We start from the raw sequence: 21,017 nt of genomic DNA on the forward strand, positions 1-21,017 counted from the left end.
AAACTTGCCGTAAAGAATTTTCCCGTCTAGGCTCCTGTCAAGCCGCCCCACCGCATTGGCGGGCCAGGTGGATCAGTATCAAGACCGGGAGGCGACCTGAAACATGGCTCAGGTTTCGTTGTCGAACATCAAGAAATCCTACGGCAGCGTCGAGTTGTTCGATGGTGTCGACCTTGACATCGACGCAGGTGAGTTTGTCGTGTTTGTCGGCCCCTCCGGCAGCGGAAAGTCCACGCTGCTGCGCATGATCGCGGGGCTGGAATCGGTGACAGATGGCGTCATCGAGATCGAGGGGAATGACGTCACCTATGACGAGCCCTCTGATCGCGGCATCGCCATGGTGTTTCAGAATTACGCTCTGTATCCGCATATGGACGTTTACGGCAACATCGCCTTCAACCTGCGCCTCGCCAAGATGCCCAAGTCTGAGGTGCATGAACGTGTGATGGAGGCCGCGCGCATCCTGCATTTGGATGAGCTGCTCGACCGTTCGCCGGCGCAACTTTCTGGCGGACAGCGCCAGCGTGTTGCCATCGGCCGGGCCATTGTCCGCAAGCCCAAAGTGTTCCTGTTTGATGAGCCATTGTCGAACCTTGACGCGGCCCTTCGCACTCAGATGCGGCTGGAGATCGAAACCCTGCACCGCGAAATCGGGGCCACAATGATCTATGTGACCCATGATCAAACCGAAGCAATGACGCTGGCCGACCGCATCGTCGCGCTGGATTACGGGCAGGTTCAACAGGTCGGCTCGCCCGACGATCTATATAATGCACCGACAAACAAGTTCGTGGCCGGGTTCATCGGCTCGCCCAAGATCAACTTCCTTGCGGCAACAGTTCTGTCCGTCGAAGGGGACGCTGTTGTTGCCCGGATCGAAGGACATCCCGACACTCAGATTACCCTGGCCGCATCTGGCCTGCAGGAAGGCGACCAAATCGACCTTGGTATTCGCCCCGAAGAATTTCACATCACCGAGGCCGATACCCAGCAGGACAATGTGCTCAGCCTTCAGGGAACCGTCGAGATTGCCGACCGGCTGGGCAATATCACCTATGCCTATGTCAATGCGGGTCTGGGCCAGAACCTGACGGTCCAGACATTTCAGAAACGTAAAATCCAGACCGACACCACCGTCACTCTGACGGTTTCCGCTGACCGGATCGATGTCTTCAATCCGCAGGGAAACCGTTGTTCACCGGCCAAGCCATAAACTGACGCGCCCAAGAGGGAGGAATTGGGATGAATAAGACATTGAAAACACTGGCGTTCGGATGCGCCGCCGCGATCTGCGCCACGGGTGCTTTCGCGCAAGACAAGGTTAAGCTGTTGGTCTGGGGCGACCCGGTCCGCGAGCCCTTCTATCAGGCATTCGACGAAGCCCGCGACGACATCGACGTCGAGTTCGTGTCGGTTGCCCGCAACGAAATGGTCGCCAAGCTGCAACTGGCCCTACGTTCGGGCGAAGGCGTTCCCGACGCGATCTTCATGCAGGATGTCAACTTTGCCGCCCAGTTGTCGACCCGGCGCGCGAACTACCTGATGGAGCTTTCGGACAAGGTGGATCAGGAAACGGTGGACGGGTTTTACCCCACCTCACTGGCCCCCTGCGAAAAGGCCAACGGATCGCTGATCTGTCTGCGCAACGACGTGGCGCATTTCATGCTGTGGTACAACAAGCCCCTGATGGACGAACTGGGCCTCAGCGTTCCCACCACGTGGGAGGAATATGAGGCCGTGGGCGCAGCAGCGGCGGCCAATGACTCGGGCATCGTGTCCGGTGCGGTGGCGATGCATATCCCGCTGATGAATTTCCTCTACTCGAACGGGTGCGAACTGGCGGTACCGCTGGCGGATGATCCGGAGACGCTCAAGATCAACGCAACCGCACCCCAGTGTGTCGAGGCCGCGCAACTTGTGGACCGGATGCTGGACTCTGGCGCGCTGGCCCGCGTCGCGCCGTTCGATCCCGAGTTTCTGGAACTGGCGAAGGCCAACAAGCTGCTGATGATCCCCGGCCCCACATGGTTTGGAGAGTTCATCATCAAGCGCCGCTATGAATTTGCCGATGGCGTGACCGGCGTTGCCATGACCCCGAAATGGGCGGCACAGGATGAGCCCCTGATCTGGAGCTGGGGCGGCGGCGTCTGGGGTGGCTGGAAAGACACCGAGCACCCCGAGGCAGTTGTCGACCTGCTCAAGTTCGTGACCACCGATGCAGACGTGAACCGCACCGCTGTGACCATGCCCGCTTATCAGCCCGCTTCAGTCGAGTGGGGTGCTGAGTTTGACGGGTCCGGCTACTACGGCACTGACGGGTCCTTCGGAACCATGGTAGATGCGGCAGCGTTCGGCCATCCGGGCTACGCTTCCCTGCGGCTGGACACACGCGCCAGCTTTACCAAAGCGGTCGTCAACGATCTGGCCAGTGGGGCAAGCTTTGAATCTCTGCTGCCGCAGCTGCAGGAAGAGTTTGCAAACGCCGCGCAACTGGCCGGTTACAAGGTCGTGACAGACTGAAACCGTTAACGGGTGCGCCGCGACCCACATGCGGCGCGCCCGGTCCAAAGGGCTGAGAGACCATGCCATCACTCACGGAAACCGAACGAGAGACCCGCAAGCGCCGCGCGGCACGCAGACAGACATCGGTGTCTTATGCGCTGCTGCTGCCCTATCTGGCGCTGATGGTCATGTTCGCGGTCTTCCCCGTTCTCTACGCGTTCGGGCTCAGCTTCTTTGACACTTTCGAGAACGTGTTCTGGGGTCTGACCAATTATCGCGAAGCCCTCAATGATTATCGTCTGGTGCCGGCAATCTGGAACGTGCTGCAATATGTGGTGGTCTGGGTCTCGATGATGGTGATCGGCGTGACGTTGCTTGCGCTGCTGCTGGACACTTTGTCCGAGCGTCCCGCGGCGATTGTACGCTCCGTCTATTTCATGCCTGGGGCCATCGCCTCATCCGCTGTTGTCGTGCTGTGGCTTTTCTTGCTGGACCCCTTGGTGTCGCCGTTCAGCTTTGTTTTTGAGGCAGTAGGCTGGGACAACCGGCAAAGCACCATCAGCGGGTTGGGAGAGGTCTGGATCTTTGCGCTGATGGGTTTTCTGGGCAATTCAGGCGGCTGGATCGTAGTTCTGGGTGGAGCGTTGTCGGGCCTGTCCCGCGATATTCTCGAAGCCGCGCGGATTGATGGCGCAAATCCGTGGCAAATGGCCATCCGGATCAAAATACCGATGATTTCGAAGACCATCACGCTGATGGCGATCATGACGCTGGCGGTCGGGATGCAGATCTTTGTCGAGCCCCAGCTGATGTCTCTGGCAGGCGGTCAGTTCGACAAACCCGACTGGTCGGTCACGCAGCTGGCTTACTTCTACGCCTTCCGCTTTGGTGATTTCGGTGTTGCCGCCGCGATCAGTACGCTGTCGCTGGTCCTGCCCCTGATCATCGCCTTCACGTTGATCTTCGCCACCCGTTTCTACAAGATCGACTAGGCCCGCCATGGATACGCTTCTTCCCAAAAACAAACTGCGCCTCAGTTCCTTTGTGATCTGGTCGATCCTTGCCTTCTTCGTCGTGGTCTACGGCCTGCCCCTGCTGTGGTTGTTCATAGCGGGGACGCGCAGCGAAAGCTCGCTCATATCCGATCCGCCGCTGGCCTTCGGCAGCTTTGCCACAATGAAAGAAACCTTTCTGAACCTTGCGGGTTATAACAACTTCCAGATCCTGACCTGGGCCCTGAACTCGGTCATCTACACGGTGGGCAGCGTGACGCTGACACTGGTCTCATGCATTCCCGCCGGATACGCGCTGGCAATGTCAGAGTTCCGGGGCCGGAAACTGATCCTGATCATGACGCTTGTGGCCATGATCACCCCGTCGCAGGCGATTATCCTGCCGATCTTTCTTGAGATGACGCTGCTGGGTCTGACCAACACCTATCTGGGGCTGATCCTCGCCTCGTCCTTCTTTCCGTTCGGCGTTTATCTGTCTTATATCTACTACACCACATCGCTGCCCAAAAGCGTGGTGGAAAGCGCCCGGATTGACGGCTGCGGGCACTTTCAGTGCTTCATTCACATGGCGCTGCCTCTGGCGAAACCGCTGCTGGCGCTGGTTGCGTTCTTCAGCTTCGTCAACAACTGGAACAACTACTTCCTCGCCTTCGTGCTGATCTCGGATGACAGCAAGCAAAACCTGCCGGTGGGTCTGACCACGCTGATCAACTCATCCGGAGCCCTGAACCCGCAAGCGGCGGCAAACAACCTTCCCATCGGCCAGCCCGAAGCAATTCAGGCCGCAATTCTGGTCGTCCTGCCCATCATTCTGGTCTTCCTCGTGTCGCAGAAATACGTGCGCTCGGGCCTGAATGCCGGGGCCGAAAAGGGATGATCCCAACCCGCAGGCTGACCCGATCCGGGCTTGAATTATCCGAGTTGGGTTTGGGCTGCGCAACACTGGCCTTTGATGCGTCCCCAGACGCCCTCTCCGACGCGCGCCAGATGCTGGGACAAGCCGTCAAAGCCGGTATCGCGTATTACGACACCGCCCCCTTTTATGGGCGCGGACTGTCTGAACGTTTGGTAGGGGACGTGCTGCGCGAACAGGATGGTGTTGTAATTTCAACCAAGGTTGGACGCCTTCTGAAGCCGGAAATCCAAGCACCGACGCATATGCCCTTTCGTGTGGAATTTGACTATACCTACGATGGCATCATGCGCAGCTTCGAGCATAGTATTCAACGGCTTGGGCTGTCCAAGATCGACATCCTTCTCTGCCACGACCTTGGCCAGCACACCCATCGCGACGCCGCCCCTGCGCAATTTGCCGCTTTCTTCGACAAAGGCGGATATCGCGCCATGGAAGAGCTCCGCGGCTCGGAAGACGTACACGCGATCGGGTTGGGGGTGAACGAAACTCAGGTCTGTCAGGATGCTTTACAGCATGGAGATTTTGATCTCTTTCTACTGGCTGGTCGGCATACATTGTTGGAACGGACCAATGCGTTAGCCCTGTTCAAAGCATGTAGCGCCATAGGGACCGACATCGTGATTGGCGGACCCTTCAACTCTGGCATGCTTGTGGGCGGAACCACCTATAACTACGGTAAAATTCCAGAAGATATGGCGCTGCGGCATCAAAACCTTCTGGCCTATTGCGAAGCATGGGATGTGGAGCTGGGAGCGGCAGCCCTGCAATTCCCCCTGCGTCAGTCCACCGTCAAATCGGTAGTACCGGGGTCAAAGTCACCCTCAGAACTACATCAAATTCTCGATTGGTTCGAAACCGAAATCCCTCAGGACTTCTGGGCAGGCCTCGAAAAGGGAACGTCAGGCGAATGAAAGCCCCATGGATCGACCCCGAACTTCAGTATTTGCTCGAAACCACTCCAAATCGACCACCGCTTACGCCGGCGACCGTTGAATACTATCGCACAACCAGAATTGAGGCCGATCCAAAGCCGTTTTTTCCCAACGCAAAACAACCAACACGCCACAGGGTCGATGCCGAACATGGTGCGATCGACGTCTACGAGTTCAGGCCGTCCGAGCCGAACGATGACACAGGCGCGCTACTCTGGCTGCACGGCGGCGGCTATGTGATGGGCCATGGCAATGACGCTTGGTTCGGAACCTTGTTTGCCGAATCCGCAGGCGTGCGCGTCTTCTCAGTGGACTACCGGCTGGCACCGGAATACCCCTACCCCGCTGCCCTGGATGATGCATGGGCCGTCTTGAACTGGATGGCAGATGAGGCCCAAGCACTCGGGATCTCACAGTCGCGCATCGCAATTGGCGGAGCAAGCGCGGGTGGCGGGCTGGCCGCGGGCCTTGCGCTGCATAATCGTGATCTGGGCGGGCCTGAGGTTGCGTTTCAACTGCTCCTTTACCCCATGCTCGACCACCGCCACGATACAGCGTCAGGAAAGATGAACGTCCCGCGCTGGCCACGCGCGACATCTTTGGCCGCCTGGGACATGTATCTTGCTGGTAAGCCACCGCAGGCTGCGTCGGTTCCAGCGGTTGCGAAGAACCTATCAGGATTACCGCCCGCCTTTCTGACGATCGGCGAGGCGGATTTGTTTCTTGACGACATCCGAACTTATGCGACCCGGCTAACGGATGTTGGTGTATCCTGCCAGATCAAAACCTATCCGGGCGTGTTTCATGGGGCCGAGATACAAGGATATTCCGCATCTATTGGCCAAAAGATGACGGCAGACTATGTCCAGGCGCTCCAGCAAGCTTTGGCCAAAACACATCTCTCCTGGGATCCTCTCTCGGACACAGAGAGCCCGAGCCGCTGTCTTTTCCTCGTGCGAAGGCGTGCCCATCCTGACTTTTGACCACGAAGTCGCTTCAAGTTGGGCCCAAAAAGATTGCCGCCTCGCTGATGCTCATGCAGGGCGCGACGTAAAGATGTGCCACATCCTGCAGATGTGTAAGACTTGATCTGGTTCACTTAGCTTCGAGCGGTTGCATATTCGCCTTGCGTTCACATGCGCCGCCCTGTTCAAAAACAAGCTTCCCACACCGGTAGGTCTGCGTGACCAATATCTCTTTCAGGCGTTCAGGGGCCAATAGCGGATTCTGCGACAACACCGTCAAATCGGCCACTTTACCAGGCTCAATTGATCCGCGTTTGTCTTCGAGAAAGACTTGCCAGGCCGCGTCGATCGTCTGTGCCTTAAGCGCTGACATCACGGAAATCCTCTGATCCTGCCCCAGCAACCGCCCGGAGGCCGTCAGCCGGTTCACCGCGCAATGGGCCAGATGCAGGGGTCGCGTTGGCGTAACCGAAGCGTCATTGTGCAGGGTGAACCGCACACCGAACCGTTCCGCCGATCCGGCGGGGGTCAGGCGGTTGGCGCGTTCGGGGCCCATGATAGTGTCGTAATGCCGATCGCCCCAGAAATGCACATGAGCCGAGAAGAAACTGACAGTCATGCCAAGCCGGGCCATGCGCTTTAGCTGATCGTCGCGCAGCACCTGCCCGTGGATGACCGTGTGCCTATGATCGTTGCGCGGGGAGTCGAGTAGTGCGGCCTCAACTGCATCGATGAACATTTCGGCACCGGCGTCGCCGTTGCAATGGCAATGGACCTGAAAGCCAAGCCTGTGCAGGCGGATGACCTCGGACCGGAACAGGTCCGGGTCCATATAGGGCATGCCATTTGGACAATCCGACTTGCGAACCTCGTGATAGGGTTCACTCAGAAATGCGGTTTGCAACTGGAACGAACCATCCGAGAACAGCTTGCGCGGTCCGGTGCGGACATGCGGGGTGTCTTGCCAGTCCACCTCAGCCCGTCCTTCGGACAATGCGGGTTCCAGTTCCGCGATGGGCAACAGCATCAGGCCGATACCCGGATCACCCTGCGCGGCCAGCGCAGCGAAATGCTCAAGTAACTCGGCATTGACCCAGGCGTTCTGCGCAAAGGTCACACCATGTTGCAGATACTCGTCACGGGCGGCGGCGCATCCTTGCAGGAAACGCACACGGTCGATCAGAAAACAGGTCTCGCCCAGCGGTCCCATCGCGGACAGACCTTCGATCAGGCCAGTTAGTTCTCCGGTCTCGGGGTCGCGATCAAAACGCCCTCCGACTGGGTCCGGCGTGTTCGCATCGGCCCCCAGAAACGCCAGCGCAGCCGAATTCGCAACGCCGTTGTGGCCCGAGGCGTGGATGACCCACACCGGATGATCGCGTGACACCGCATCCAACTCGGCGCGGGTGGGCATCCGGCGGTCGGCAATGGCGGTGTTGTCAAACAGAACGCCCATGATCCACTCGCCTTTCGGGGTCTGACGGGCGCGGTTGGCCAAACGGCGCAGGGCTGTGGGAATATCCAGACAGTCGCCGCGTGGCGGTGCGGACAGATCCACCCGGAACAGTTCGACAAAGCCGGAATCCGGGAAATGCCCGTGCGGATCGATAAAGGCGGGCATCAGGGTTTGTCCCTGCAGATCAACCTCTTGCGTATCCGCAGGCATCCGGGCGCGCAAGTCCGCCTCGGACCCGACCGCAGCGATCTGCCCGCCCCGTGTCAGCACAGCCTCGCATTCCGGGTTCTGTGCATCCATGGTCAGGATCGGGCCGTTGAAAAACAGTTTGGCGTCCGGGTTGGTCATTGGGGTCTCGTCATTTCATAATGGTTTCAGACAGCGCAAACCGTGGCCATCGGTCTGTTCCCAGACGGGGGTCTGTATGCAGATATCGGCGGCCACCGGGCAACGCTCGCGAAACTCACAGCCCGAGGGGCGCTTGAGCAGGCTGGGCGGTTCGCCTTTCAGCGCAATTCGCTCCAGCCGCGCGTCGGGGTCGGGTTCGGGATTGGCCGACAACAGGCAGCGGGTATAGGGGTGGCGGGGCGTGTCAAAGATGGCCTCGGTCGTGCCTTCCTCGACCAATCGGCCCAGATACATGATGCCCATGCGGTCCGCCACATGGCGCACCACGTTCAGGTTGTGGGTGATGATCACCATTGCCAGCCCCAACCGCTCGCGCAGGTCGTTCAGCAGGTTCAGCAATTCGCCCTGAACCGACACATCCAGCCCTGCGGTGGGTTCATCTGCCAGGATCAGGCGCGGTTCCAACGCCAGCGCACGGGCCACACCAACACGCCGCGCCTGCCCGCCCGACAGCTGGTAAGGGTAGCGATCCGCAAAATCCGCAGGCAGGTTGACCATTTCCAGCAGTCGCCGCGCCTCGGCCCGCAGATCACCGTCTTTCAGGCCCTGAATGCGGTAGGGTTCGGTGATCAAACTGCCGATGGTCAGGCGCGGCGATAAGCTGCCAACCGGGTCCTGAAACATCATCGCGATGTCCTTGCGCAGCGGACGCAGTGCCCGTTCCGGCAGGCCGCGTATTTCCAGCCCGTTAAAGCGGACATGGCCCGCCTGTGCCGGGGCCAGCCCTGCAATCGCGCGGATCACCGTGGTCTTGCCCGAGCCGCTTTCGCCCACCAGCGCATAGGTTTCGCCCTGATCCACCTTGAAACTGACCCCGGCCAGCACATTGACGCGGCCATAGCTGGTTTGCAGGTTTTCCACCTCAAGCAGGCTCATGTCGCGGCCTCCGCATGGTTCAGCCAGCAGGCGGCCAGATGGCCTTGCTGCACCTTTTCAAGCGGCGGGACGTCGCTGGCGCAGCGCGGCATAGCCTGATCGCAGCGGTCACAGAAAATGCAGCCGCCGGGCAGATTAGCCAGATCGGGCACCTCGCCCGGAATGGTCGGCAGAACGCGCGCTCGGGTCTTGATATGCCCCGGATCGCAGTCGATCAGACGGCGGGTATAGGGGTGTTTCGGGTGGTGGAATATCTCGCGCACCTCGCCGCTCTCCACAACGGCGCCTGCGTACATCACCACCACCCGATCACACAGCTCTGCGATCACCCCGAGGTGGTGCGAGATGAACAGGATCGCGCAGCCGAAATCCTGTTGCAGGTCTTTCAGCCGTTCGATGATCTGCACCTCAAGCGTGGCGTCCAGTGCTGTTGTGGGTTCATCGGCAATCAGAAGATCGGGTTCCGACATCAGCGCCATGGCAATGGCGATGCGCTGCCGCATCCCGCCCGAGAATTCATGCGGGAACTGCGCCAGCCGGGCCTCGGGGTCCGGAATGCCGACGGCCCCCAGCATCTTCGCGGCCCGCGCGCGTTTTTCGGATTTCGACGCGCCCGAGCGATGCTGGATATCCAGCATCTGCTGCCCGATGGACAGCACCGGGTTGTGGGTCTGCATCGGGTCCTGAAACACGATCGAGATATCGTCGCCCCGCAAAGCCCGCATCTGGCGTTCGGATAGCGACAGCAGGTTTTGCCCTTTGAACCGGATTTCGCCCTGCCGGAACCGCGTGTTCGGCGCGGTCAGACGCAGGATCGAAGAAATCAGCGTAGACTTGCCGCAGCCGGATTCGCCGACGATACCGACAATCTCGCCCGGCTTGATATCAAACGTGATGTCGCGCAGGGCTTTCAGATCACCCCGGACTGTTTCGTAGTCGACACTGAGGCCGTCAATTTCCAGCAAAGGGGTGCTCATCGCTGTTTCCTCAGTTTGGGATCCACCACATCGCGCAGGGACTCGCCCAGAAAGGTAAAACCCAGCGTGGCCAGAATGATCGGCAGGCCACCGGCCACGACCAGCCACGGGGTCTGCCGGATCAATGCGTATCCGTCCTTCAGCAGCGATCCCCAGCTTGGCGTCGGTGGTTTGACCCCCAGACCCAGAAAGGACAGCCCGGCCTCAAGCGCGATCACCGTGGGGATGTCCATCGCCGCCAGAACCGCCAGCACGCCGATGATATTGGGCAGCATATGCACCCCGAGGATGCGGAAGATGCTGGCACCCATCGACCGCTCGGCCAGAATGAACTCGGAATTGCGCAGGGTCAGAGTCTGCGTGCGCGCCACCCGCCCATAAGTGGGGATCGAGGTCGCCATGACCACAAACACCACCGTTTGCAGGCTGGGCCCGACCAGCGCGACCACCGCAAGCGCGAACATCACCGTGGGGAACGAGCGGATGGTGTCAAAGAACAGCATCAGCAGGTTATCCAGCCATTTCGGCCCATAGCCCGCAATCATCCCCAGCGTCAGCCCGATTACCATCGCACCGAATACCGCAGGCAAAGCCACTTTCAGCGCCACCTGCCCGCCCATGATCACCCGGCTGAACGTATCGCGGCCCAGCTGGTCCGTGCCCAGCAGATGCTCGGCCGAGGGGCCTTGCAACCGGTGGGTCACGTTCAGCGCAACCGGGTCATAAGGTACGATCCAAGCTGCAAACAGGGCGCAGAACACGATGGTGCCGACGATGATCAGCCCGGCAAGGCCCAGTGGATCGCGGGCCACCCCGCGCAGAATGGTGGACAGTTCTGATCTCGGTTTGGTCATCCCTGCCCCCTCAGCCTGCCGTCCGCGCCCGCGGGTCCAACCAGGCATTGATCAGATCCGCCAAAGCGGTCGACAGAACAAACAACGCGGTCGACACCAGGACCGAGCCCATGACAATCGGATAGTTCCGCGTGGTAATGGAATCGATCACCAGCTTGCCCAACCCGGGGCGGGCAAACACGATCTCAGCAAACACGGCCGAACTCAGCAGGAATCCCATTCCCACGCCGATCACGGTGACAACCGGCAGGATCGCGATACGCAGGGCATAGACCATGACGATCCGCCGCTCGCGCAGGCCAAAGGCGCGCGCGGTGCGGATATGGCTTTCGCCCAGCACCTCAAGCATCGAGGCGCGCACCAGCCGCGCGATATAGCCGACCCAGCTAAGCCCAATGGCAAAAGCCGGGAGGGCAACGTGGTAAAGCCTGTCGACAAAGCCGTCACCCACTCCGATGGCGGGAAACCACTGTAGGTGGACAGCGAAGACCAGCAACGACAACAAAGCGATCACGAAGGACGGGGCCGCCACGAAGCTGACGGAGACAGCCGCTGCGAACCGGTCGATCAAAGTGTTGGGGTGGGCCGCCGCGTAGGCCCCCATTGCAATCCCCAGCACGGCCGACCACAGGATTGAGGCAAAGATCAGTTCCAGCGTGAACGGCAATTGCTGAAACACGATCTGGGTGACAGGACGACCCGAAAATACGTCAACGCCCAGATCACCGTGCAGCAGGTTGCCATAGAAAATCAGCAACTGGTTCCAGATCGGCTGGTCCAGCCCCAGCTCAGCCGTCAGCCGCGCCTGAAGTTCGGGCGTGGCACGCGGGCCCAGCATGATCTGGACCGGATCGCCGGGCACCGCGCGGATCATCAGAAACATCGCGGTGACGGCAACCACAAGGATCAGGGCCGCAAGGGCGAACCGTCTAAGGACATAAAACGCCATTGCGGCCCCACTTGATCAGGATTTGCCGAAATACCGCAGCAGCGTGGTGCCATCGGGCCGCAATGCAGGTACAATCCGCGAGGTGTGGATGATCGGTGTCGCCTCATGGGTGATGAACCGATACGCCCCGCTTTCCTCCATCAGATCCTGTGCGCGCTGGTACATCTCGGCGCGCTTGGCCAGATCGGTCTCACGGAAGGCTGCGTCGTGAACGGCATCGAACTCTTCGCTGCGGAAGCGTTCCCAGTTCCAGACACCCGCTTGTTCGGTGGTGAACCATGCGGTCGCGTAATAGGGGTCGGGGGTCATCGAGAAACGGTTCAGGATCAATTGCAGGTTCTCGTTGTCACCACTGGCCCAGAATGCACCGGATTCCAGCACATTCACCTCAACCGTGATGCCGATCTGGCCCAAGGTGGCCTGAATGATCTGCGCAATGGTGCTGTAGGTGGTCTTGTTCAGGATATCCAGCGTCAGGGTCACGTTGGTTTCACCGGATTCTGCCAGCAATTCAGCCGCTTTGGCAAAATCGGCCTGCGGTGGCACCAGACTGTTAGTGCGGTTGCCGGTCAGCCCCGGCGCGATGATCCCGGTCGATGGCTCAGCCGCCCCGAAATACGCCGCCTCAAGAATGGTCGGTACGTCGATGGCATGTTGAATGGCCTGCCGCAGCTTCTTGTTCTGCAGCTTGGGGTGATCCATGTTCATGCCAAGCCAGACATAGTACAGCGACGGGTTCTCGATCAGCGTCCCGCCATTGGGCACCCCTGCCCGATAACGTTCGACCGAACCCAGGGAGACGCGTGTCAAATCCAGTTCACCGGCTTCAAAGGCGATCTCGGCGGTGTTTTCATCGTCGATCGGCAGAATCTCGATCGTCTCCCAGGCCGGAGCATCCCCTTTCCAGTCGGGGTTGCGGGTCAGCACCGTCTTTTCCTTCGGGTTCCAGGCCGACCGCAGATAAGGACCAGACTCTGCCACCGGATCGGTGCCGATACGCCCGCCCGCGGCCTCGACCGCCGCTTTCGACACGATATTGCCGGTGATATAGGGCAGCGCAATGGACCAGAGCGGTGCAAACGGATCGTTCAGAACGATGGTCCCTTCGCGTTCGCCCGTCACTTCGACATGGCTGAGAGGGCCCATATCCGGCTTATTCGGGCTGCCGGTGGCCTCGTCAATAATCCGCTCGAACGAGAACTTCACGTCTTCCGCCGTCATCGCGCCGAAACCGTTGGTGAATCCGATATCATTGCGCAGCGCGAATTTGATATGGGTCGGGTCGGCCTGTTCGATCATGGCCGCAGCATCCAGTTGCCAATCCCATTCTGTGCCGGGTTTGTACTGGATCAGCTTGTTGTAAATCGGGGCCTGAATCTGTTCGTCACTCTGACCTTCGGAATGCGCCGGGTCCAGCGTCTGCATGTCACGATACGAACGGATGCGCAGAACCCCATCTTCTGCCGCAATCGCCCGCCCCGGCCAAACGCCAGTGAGCGCGGAGCTTGCACCTAATGCGGCGGCCGTTTTCAGAAATCCGCGCCGATCCAGCGGCGCTTGCATCCATTTCATTTTCATGTCGTTCTCCCTTTGGCTTTCCGGGCCGTGCTGTGTGCAGCGTGGGACCAAACCCCGCATCCGCTATTCTGCCGCTTTCTGATTGCATACGCATGACACCCGGTCTCATGCGCAGCTTTAGGGCAAATAACCACGATCGAGGGGCATGTTGAAAGTAAGCGAGTTTATGCTAGTGTATGTATGTTTACGCACAACTGCAGCAACTAGTGTAAGAAGCAAGACCAATGGCCGAGGATTTTTCAAAAAACCTGCGGGCGCTCTGCGCGCGATTTGCCAGCATATCAGCCGTCTGCCGCGAGATTGGAATCAACCGCCAGCAGTTTAACCGATATTTGAACGGGGGCGGACTGCCTTCGGCCTTTAACTTGCGCCGCATCGCCGGGTTTTTCAGCATTGCCGAGGCAGAGCTGCTGCTGCCTCATGACACGTTTCATGCAAGACACATCCGTCAAAACAAGGTTACGCGCCGTGTTCCGGAACAACTGATAGGTGACGTTTTTCGGGATCAGGCCCGGGGCCTGCGCCGCTATCTGGGGTTTTATCACGGGCATTTTCGTACTCCCACGTGGGAAGGCGGCATCCTGCGAACCCTGATCTGGCTGCGTGAACAGGACGGATATGTCGTCTCTCACAGTTTTGAACGTGCCACAGACGCCAATGGCAACATCCGACAGCGGACACGTTACTCGGGTCTGGCTGCATATCGCGGTAACCGCATCTACATTTTCGAACGCGCTTTCAGCGATGACGGGTTTTTGTCCGAAACGATCCTCTACCCCGCCCATCGTCAGCAGATTGTTCATATCAAAGGGCTAACCACAGGCGTCGCGACACGACCGCGGCTAGCGCCCTTTTCATCGCCCACCATCTGGAAACGCATCAGCAACGCGACCTCAGCGCGAGAGGCGGTAAGCAAGACAGGTGTATATCCAAACTCCAGTGCAAGGATTGAACCTCAGATCAGACGGTTCCTGACAGAAAACGAAGGAACCCTGCTGACGTAGCAGGCGCGCTCGGGCCAAGAACAAATCAATAGCAAGCTCCTGTGTCACGCTTCGGAGATCTGGGGCTTGGGCTACCTTGGAGGTCGGATTGTGTCCGATGCTATCCCAGCACAGCTTTTATTCTGTTCCGAGCGCTCCTTATCCCGGCAATCACATGGTTCTGACCACGCACCAATTCGGTTCGGGAAAAGCCACGAAGCGTTTCGGGTCTGGCGGCAATCTTTGTCGCCTCTTCCAGAGCAGGAAGTGGTGGAATGGTCAGGGCCGGGTCATGCCTGAAACGATCAGAGCGATTGAAATTCAACGGCACCAGAATGCGGGCAAGATCCTGGATGATCGCATTGGCCGCAGTCTCCGGAATCTCTCCGGCATGGGCCCGCTCGTAAAACGTTTCAAGGTCCGTCAGCAGGCCATCAACGGCTGCGGCTGGCCCCGAAAGGTCAAAGCAATCGCCAGCTTGCGTTTGATAGTCGGCAATCGTCGCCCGAAATTCCCGCGCGGTCGCGCGCCAGTCCATTGGCAGAATGCCAGCATTTGCATTGCGAAAAACAGCCAGCAGATAGACCTTGATGTCGCGCAACAGGATATCTTTATCCGCAATCTCCAACGTATCGTTCTCGGTGTGCCAGGCGATGTTCATACCGCACCCGCCCACGGCGTAATATCCAAGCTCTTCTCGGTGCGCATCTGTCATGGCCGAGGACAGCATCAGATAGCTGGAGATGCCGATATCGTTGAACGAATAATCCCCGGCCCGATGTGGACGTTCGGATTGCAGCGTTTTGCCCGCGACATCCTGAATGACCCCGGCCAGAAAATCATGCGCCTCGGACATGACCGAGACGTTGATGAACTCGGTCGCCCACCGGCAGCCGGGGCTGTCGCAGTTCACCTGCGCGACGCAGTTCTCGTCAAGATCGAGCGCGAAGGTATCCGAATACCATGTCGATCCCGCATAGCGCCCTGTCGAATGCCCGGGCCACCAGCAGATCTTGACCGTGCGCCGCAGCTTGTCGCGATTGGCCCAAAGGACCCGCGCCACCTCCAGCATTGTGGCATCGCCGGTGGCGTTGTCACCCACACCCACATCCCAACTGTCCAGATGGCCGTGCAGCAACACATATTTTTCGGGCTCTTCGGTGCCCGGAATGGTGATTTCGGGCAGTTTTGAGCGGAACCAGCCCTCTTCCATCTCGGTGAAGACCGTGGCCTCGCCCCCCGCTTTGGCCACTTCCATCAAGGCTTTGCCGCTTTCCAAATTCACCGCCGCTGCCGGAATCGACGGCTTGCGGTGCAAATCGCTTGCGCTGGGGATACCCCAGATCGTGGTGCAGATGCCCCAGTGAATATCGACGCCGGGATTGATTGCGATCACACCGACCGCGCCGCACCCTTCCATCAAAGAGATAATCGCGGGACTGGCGAAGCCTTCGGTCAGAACGATCTTGCCGCGCACCCGCCCCTCCATTTCCGGCCCGGCCTCAAGCTGGCTTTCAAAGGCGTCCTCTTCATCCATATTGGTCGTGCCGCGGATATAGACCAGCGGCCCACTGAATCCGCTTGGAGCGTTGGCACTGAAGGCAGGCGGCTTGGCGCGATAGGTGACGCCCGCAGCCTCAACCCGCGCTTCGCCCGGCAGGCTCAGGAACAGATCCGGTTCATGCACCTTCACCTCGACCCCGTGTTTGGTCAGCCGTCTCACAACCTCATCCATGCCGCGATTGACGTCGTCGGGGTGTTCCCGCTTGAAGGTCGAGAAGCTTTCGACAAGGGCCCAGGGTTCGTCGATTGTGACCTGATCAAGCAGGGCGGTTTCTTCAGGGGTCATGGACCTCTCCAATGTTTTATTCAGCGAAACGTTGTAGCAATGAATAAAACATAGACAGACAAACTGATTCCACGCAAGACCCCTGCCCTGGCGCGTCAGACGGGACGAATTGGGAATAATCTTAGACTTCTAATGCGACGCAGATCAGCCCAATGTCAGCTTTTCTGAGATCTCGTTGGCCGCTGCTACAGCCTTTTCAATGTAGCTCGCACGGCGCACTTCATCGAGCCGAACAGACGCACCTGCTACGGAAATGCCCGCGATAATTTCGCCCGCGCTGTTCTGTATCGGTGCCGCGACCGAGAAGGCCCCGTCGTCCAGATCGTTGATCGCAACGTTGTATCCGTTGGCCCGGATCAGCAGCAGAACCTCGCGCAGACGCTCAGGGTCGGTAATCGTATGCGGGCTGAACCGTTCAAGGTCGCTGGCCAGAACACTGTCACGGATGCTGGGTTCGGCATAGGCCAGCAGCAGCATCGAGGCACCCCCGGCGTGCAACGGCCCGCGCCGCCCCAACTGTGCAAAAAGCCTTATACTATGGAGCCCTTCACGCGTTGCAATGGCCACCGACGCGGTCGCCTCGCGGATCACGAGATTGACGTTTTCACCGGTGTCATCGCGTAAGGCGTCCATCACCGGGCGGGCGACCTGCAACAGCGCGCCCTCCCGCCCAACGCGCTCTCCTAACAGCGCGACGCGATAACCCAGCGAGTAAATTGCCCGTTCCTCGTCGCGCTGGACGTAACCATCTTCTTCCAGCGTTTGCAAAAGGCGAAAGACAATTGACTTGGTCAGACCAAGCTGCTCTGCCAAAGCCGTTGCACCGATCCCCGGCGTTTCGGCCAGAGCTTCCATCACACGCAAGGCTCGGGCCACCGCATCGATCCGGTAAGATTTTCGCTCGGGGGCCGCTTCGGTGGTTTCTTGCGACATCGGTGACTTTGACTCTCTTGCTTTTAAACGAATCTGTGTTTTACTGACTGAACGATAGCAAACCTGTTTCATTGAGTAAAACAATAATCGCCCACAGCCTCGGCTTAATCGGGCGTCCATAAGAAAAGGTGTTGCGCATTTGGCGGCAGGCAACGACCGCCGCGATCTAAACTGCCCGCGTGCCCCGTGGGCCAACCAACGGGAGAACGACCTTGAAGACTCTTGTTACAGCTGCTGCCGGACTTGCTGTCTCAGCATCGCTCTGGGCGGCAAGTGCCAGCGCACAGGATCAAATCCGAACCATCGAATTGTTGACCCGCCCGCAGGCGGCACAGCCTGCCGAGTTTCAGGCCATCCAGCTGATCGCGCAGGAATGGCGCAAGTTGGGTCTGGACGTGAATGTCAACGTGATGCCGTGGTCGCAAATGGCCGATGCCGTCTGGTACAACCGCGACGATTGGGACGTGACCGCGTGGCAGATGACCGGACGGCCCGAACGGTCCGACCCGGACGAGATCATCTATAACCTGTTCCATTCCTCCACCGCCGAGAACGGGTATAATTTCATCGGCTACAAGAACCCAGAATATGACGCGTTGGTCGAAGAACAGCGGGTGACCGTTGACCCCGAGGCGCGGCAAAAACTGGTGCTGAAGGCACAGGAAATTCTGGATGCGGATCAACCCAACATGATGCTGGTCCATCCGCAACAGGCCTTTGCCTTTGACAAAACCGTCTTCGACCCGGCCTCGGTTGTGGATCAGTCGGGCATCGGCATCCGTAGCTATTGGACATGGCTGGGCCTGACGCCGACCGGCGATCAGAAGGACATCATCGTCAACAGCTCGGACAATGTGATTGCGGTGAACCCGCTTTATATCTCGGGCGTCACCGACAACTGGCTGACGGAACTGATCTATGACCGTCTGTTCCGCGTGGGCCCTGATGGTCTGCCACAGCCCTGGGCGGCGGAAAGCTTTGAATGGCGCGATGACACAACCATCGCCGTCACGCTGCGCGACGGGCTGACCTTCCATGATGGCAAGCCGGTTACCGTCGATGACGTGGTCTTTTCCTATGAGGCGACCACGGGCGGCGAGGCCCCAATGTACGCCCCGTTCGGCAGCAATGTCGCCAGCGTAGCTGTCGAGGGTGACAACACGATTGTCTTCTCGCTGAATACGCCTTCGGCCTCTTTCCTGACCTCCAGCTTGGCCAAGATCAACATCATCCCTAAACATGTGTGGGAGCCCATTCTGGCGGATCTGGCCACCAAGGACGAAAACGCGGAAAGCTATCAGGAAGATGTTCCGATCGGGTCCGGGGCCTATAAGTTCGTGCGCTGGCTGCCCAACGAAGAAATCGTGCTTGAGGCCAATGCCGACCACTTCAACGCCCCTAAGGCCGAGCGCTTTATCCTGCGTCTGGTGCCAAACGCCGAGGCCGCGCTGGGTATGCTACGCTCGGGTGAGCTGAACTTCCTGACCGATTTCCAGGGTGATCCGCAAGTCCTGCTGGATGCGGCTGAACAGGATGGTGATCTGGAGGTGGTTTCGACCGTCGATATCGGTTTCCGCTATGTCGCCTTCAACCTGCGCCGCCCACCGTTCAACGATCCGGCCTTCCGCCGCGCGCTGTCTGCGGCAGTTGACCGCCGCCTGATCGTGAACGCGGCCTTCAAGAAGTTCGCCGTGCCGTCGAACTCGGTCGTCTCGCCGGCGCTGGAATACTGGCACGCCGAAGACGTGGTGAACGGGTTCAAAGCAGGCAGCGATGTGGCCAAATCGATCCTGGAAGAGGCCGGTTATGGCGGCGTCGGGGATCGACTGACCTATCCCGATGGTGTCAAGGAAACACTCGCGGACTAACGCCCGTCGGGCTGGCGCGGCGGGCAATCGCCGCGCCCCACTTCTCACCACTAGTACCCGACCCTCCGGGGCTCTTTCAGGACAGAGATGAACACTCTCAAGCCTTTCCTCATACGCACGCTGCAACTGATGCTGGTCCTCTGGGCGGTCGTGACGATCCTGTTCCTGATGTTCCGCCTGATGCCCGGCAATCCGCTGGCGGCCTATATCGATCCGACCTTTACTGCAGAACAGCAAGAGGCGCTGATCCGGCAATTCGGATTGGATAAGCCTTTGTGGCAGCAGTATTTCACCTATCTGGGCAATCTGTTGCAAGGTGAGCTTGGCTATTCCTTCCGCTATCGCAGTCCCGTCTCAGAGCGGATCATGCTGCTTTTGCCGAACACTCTGATCCTGACATTTTCCTCGCTGATCGTGGCCTATACTTTTGGCATCCTTGCCGGGGCTTGGCTGGCGTGGAAACGCAATTCGCGGTTCGAAGCGGCGGCTTTGCCTGCGGTTCTGGCCACCCGTGCGATGCCCGAGTTTTGGCTGGGCATGGTGCTGTTGGCGATCTTTTCCTTCTCGCTGGGTTGGTTCCCCGCGGGTGGTACACGGTCCGCAGGCACCAGCTATGACAGCCTGTGGCAGCTTTATACCTCGGCCAATTTCCTGTCGCATCTGTTCCTGCCGATGATGACGCTGGCGATATACTCGCAAGGGCTGCCGCTGTTGCTGATGCGGTCGAACATGTTGGATGTGATGAAAGAGGATTTCGTCACTATGGCCAAGATCAAGGGGCTGTCACCCTCTGCCGTCGTGATCCGTCATGGTGCGCGAAACGCATTGCTGCCGGTGATGACCTCGTTCGCCATTGCGGTGGGCTATCAGTTGCAGGGCAATGTCGTGGTCGAAAGCGTGTTTTCATGGCCCGGGCTTGGGCGAGAGCTGGTGAATGCGGTTGCGGCCTCGGACTATCCGCTGGCGCAGGGCGCGTTCCTGATGATCGCGATCGTGGTCATCATTATGAACCTGATTGCCGATCTGCTCTATACCTTCCTGGACCCGAGGATTTCTCATGCCTGATGCGACGATCAAGGCGGCCCCCTCGGGCATCGCGCGGATATTCGAGGCGATCAAACTGCCGGTGGGCGATCCCTTTGCCCTGGCCGGCCTGTTGATCTATGCATTGTTCATCATCACCGCGTTGGCCGCGCCGGTCATCGCGCCGTATGACCCGACCGAGATCCTCTACACCGAAAATTTCGACCTCGCCTCGGACCTTTTGCCGGGTGAACAGGGACATATTTTGGGCACAACGTCATTGGGCCGCGATATCTTTTCCCAGATCGTCTGGGGGGCCAGATCGGCATTGTTGGTCGGGTTCACAGCGGCGTTCATGGTGGCGTTCATCGGCTCGGTCGTGGGGTTGCTGGCCGGGTATTTCGGTGGCCGCATCGACGCCTTTCTGATGCGTCTTGCCGATGTCGCCTTCGGCATCCCGTTCCTGCCCTTCGTCATCGTGATCTCGGCCTTTTCCGAGCCATCGATCTGGAACACGGTCATCGCCATGGCGCTGGTGCTGTGGCGCGACACGGGCCGGGTGATCCGCTCGCAAGTCCTGTCGCTGCGCTCGCGCGGATATGTCGAGGCCGCGCGTGTCGTCGGGTCCTCAGACCTGAAGATCATCCTGCGCCACATCACCCCGAACATCCTGCCGCTCAGCTTCCTCTATGGCTCCATCGCCATCGGCTGGGCCATCCTGACCGAGGCATCAATCAGCTTTCTGGGCTTCGGCGATCCGGATGCGATCAGCTGGGGTTTTATGCTGCAGGACGCTTTTGCCAGTCAGGCTTTGGCGCGGCAGGCCTATCACTGGTTCATCCCGCCGGGACTGGCGATCATCCTTGTGGTCAGCGCTGGTTTCTTCATCTCGCGCGGATATGAAAACCTGTTGTTTCCGAAGCTGGGGCGCTGAC

The 21,017-nt window shown here is 59.3% G+C and carries 18 protein-coding genes; 10 read left to right on the plus strand and 8 right to left on the minus strand.

Translation table 11 applies throughout. From position 1 onward, the window contains the following. The first annotated feature begins 103 nt into the window (after positions 1–103). The 6 genes from ACR1XV_RS15745 to ACR1XV_RS15770 all read left to right on the plus strand — a co-directional run bounded on the left by ACR1XV_RS15745 (position 104) and on the right by ACR1XV_RS15770 (position 6,346). Entirely contained in the window at positions 104–1,213 is a 1,110-nt protein-coding gene (locus ACR1XV_RS15745; RefSeq protein WP_480532997.1) for an ABC transporter ATP-binding protein, read from the plus strand. A 29-nt stretch (positions 1,214–1,242) separates the two neighbouring features. After that, a complete protein-coding gene (locus tag ACR1XV_RS15750; RefSeq protein ID WP_480532999.1) occupies positions 1,243–2,520 on the plus strand; it encodes an ABC transporter substrate-binding protein in 1,278 nt (425 codons plus the stop codon). A 62-nt stretch (positions 2,521–2,582) separates the two neighbouring features. After that, positions 2,583–3,494, plus strand: a complete 912-nt coding sequence (locus ACR1XV_RS15755) for a carbohydrate ABC transporter permease (RefSeq protein ID WP_480533001.1) — start codon at positions 2,583–2,585, stop codon at positions 3,492–3,494. A 7-nt stretch (positions 3,495–3,501) separates the two neighbouring features. After that, on the plus strand, positions 3,502–4,392 hold the full coding sequence (locus ACR1XV_RS15760; protein WP_480533003.1) for a carbohydrate ABC transporter permease: 891 nt from the start codon (positions 3,502–3,504) through the stop codon (positions 4,390–4,392). After that, entirely contained in the window at positions 4,389–5,342 is a 954-nt protein-coding gene (locus ACR1XV_RS15765) for an aldo/keto reductase (RefSeq protein WP_480533005.1), read from the plus strand. Before ACR1XV_RS15760 ends, ACR1XV_RS15765 begins: the two co-directional genes overlap by 4 nt. Beyond that, complete coding sequence (locus ACR1XV_RS15770; protein ID WP_480533007.1) at positions 5,339–6,346, plus strand: alpha/beta hydrolase; 1,008 nt, start codon at positions 5,339–5,341, stop codon at positions 6,344–6,346. The genes ACR1XV_RS15765 and ACR1XV_RS15770 overlap by 4 nt, the downstream gene beginning before the upstream one ends. Positions 6,347–6,458: 112 nt before the next feature. Here the strand turns inward: ACR1XV_RS15770 and ACR1XV_RS15775 are convergent, their stop codons facing one another. The 6 genes from ACR1XV_RS15775 to ACR1XV_RS15800 are packed head-to-tail and all read right to left on the minus strand — an operon-like array spanning position 6,459 to position 13,426. Beyond that, entirely contained in the window at positions 6,459–8,132 is a 1,674-nt protein-coding gene (locus ACR1XV_RS15775) for an amidohydrolase (RefSeq protein WP_480533009.1), read from the minus strand. 15 nt (positions 8,133–8,147) lie between these two features. Continuing rightward, entirely contained in the window at positions 8,148–9,068 is a 921-nt protein-coding gene (locus ACR1XV_RS15780; protein WP_480533011.1) for an oligopeptide/dipeptide ABC transporter ATP-binding protein, read from the minus strand. Next, a complete protein-coding gene (locus ACR1XV_RS15785) occupies positions 9,065–10,045 on the minus strand; it encodes an ABC transporter ATP-binding protein (RefSeq protein WP_480533013.1) in 981 nt (326 codons plus the stop codon). Before ACR1XV_RS15785 ends, ACR1XV_RS15780 begins: the two co-directional genes overlap by 4 nt. Then, a complete protein-coding gene (locus ACR1XV_RS15790; protein ID WP_480522141.1) occupies positions 10,042–10,899 on the minus strand; it encodes an ABC transporter permease in 858 nt (285 codons plus the stop codon). Before ACR1XV_RS15790 ends, ACR1XV_RS15785 begins: the two co-directional genes overlap by 4 nt. Positions 10,900–10,909: 10 nt before the next feature. After that, positions 10,910–11,848: an ABC transporter permease gene (locus ACR1XV_RS15795; RefSeq protein ID WP_480533015.1), complete on the minus strand. Its 939-nt coding sequence runs from the start codon at positions 11,846–11,848 to the stop codon at positions 10,910–10,912. 15 nt (positions 11,849–11,863) lie between these two features. Next, the gene (locus tag ACR1XV_RS15800) at positions 11,864–13,426 is read right to left on the minus strand and encodes an ABC transporter substrate-binding protein (protein ID WP_480533017.1); all 1,563 of its coding nucleotides are present in this window, start codon (positions 13,424–13,426) and stop codon (positions 11,864–11,866) included. A 224-nt stretch (positions 13,427–13,650) separates the two neighbouring features. Between ACR1XV_RS15800 and ACR1XV_RS15805 the strand changes: the two genes are divergently transcribed. Then, a complete protein-coding gene (locus ACR1XV_RS15805) occupies positions 13,651–14,430 on the plus strand; it encodes an XRE family transcriptional regulator (RefSeq protein WP_480533019.1) in 780 nt (259 codons plus the stop codon). 100 nt (positions 14,431–14,530) lie between these two features. On the opposite strand, the gene ACR1XV_RS15810 is transcribed toward ACR1XV_RS15805, so the two are convergent. Continuing rightward, a complete protein-coding gene (locus ACR1XV_RS15810) occupies positions 14,531–16,258 on the minus strand; it encodes a M28 family metallopeptidase (protein ID WP_480533021.1) in 1,728 nt (575 codons plus the stop codon). Between the two features lie 144 nt (positions 16,259–16,402). Continuing rightward, the gene (locus tag ACR1XV_RS15815) at positions 16,403–17,191 is read right to left on the minus strand and encodes an IclR family transcriptional regulator (protein ID WP_480533023.1); all 789 of its coding nucleotides are present in this window, start codon (positions 17,189–17,191) and stop codon (positions 16,403–16,405) included. 212 nt (positions 17,192–17,403) lie between these two features. Between ACR1XV_RS15815 and ACR1XV_RS15820 the strand changes: the two genes are divergently transcribed. From ACR1XV_RS15820 to ACR1XV_RS15830, 3 genes are all read left to right on the plus strand, one after another. Continuing rightward, the gene (locus tag ACR1XV_RS15820) at positions 17,404–19,059 is read left to right on the plus strand and encodes an ABC transporter substrate-binding protein (protein ID WP_480533025.1); all 1,656 of its coding nucleotides are present in this window, start codon (positions 17,404–17,406) and stop codon (positions 19,057–19,059) included. An 87-nt stretch (positions 19,060–19,146) separates the two neighbouring features. Further along, a complete protein-coding gene (locus tag ACR1XV_RS15825; RefSeq protein WP_480533027.1) occupies positions 19,147–20,124 on the plus strand; it encodes an ABC transporter permease in 978 nt (325 codons plus the stop codon). Next, entirely contained in the window at positions 20,117–21,016 is a 900-nt protein-coding gene (locus ACR1XV_RS15830) for an ABC transporter permease (RefSeq protein ID WP_480533029.1), read from the plus strand. The genes ACR1XV_RS15825 and ACR1XV_RS15830 overlap by 8 nt, the downstream gene beginning before the upstream one ends. Position 21,017 lies beyond the last annotated feature (1 nt).

This window comes from Ruegeria sp. AD2(2025) (genome assembly GCF_056542385.1).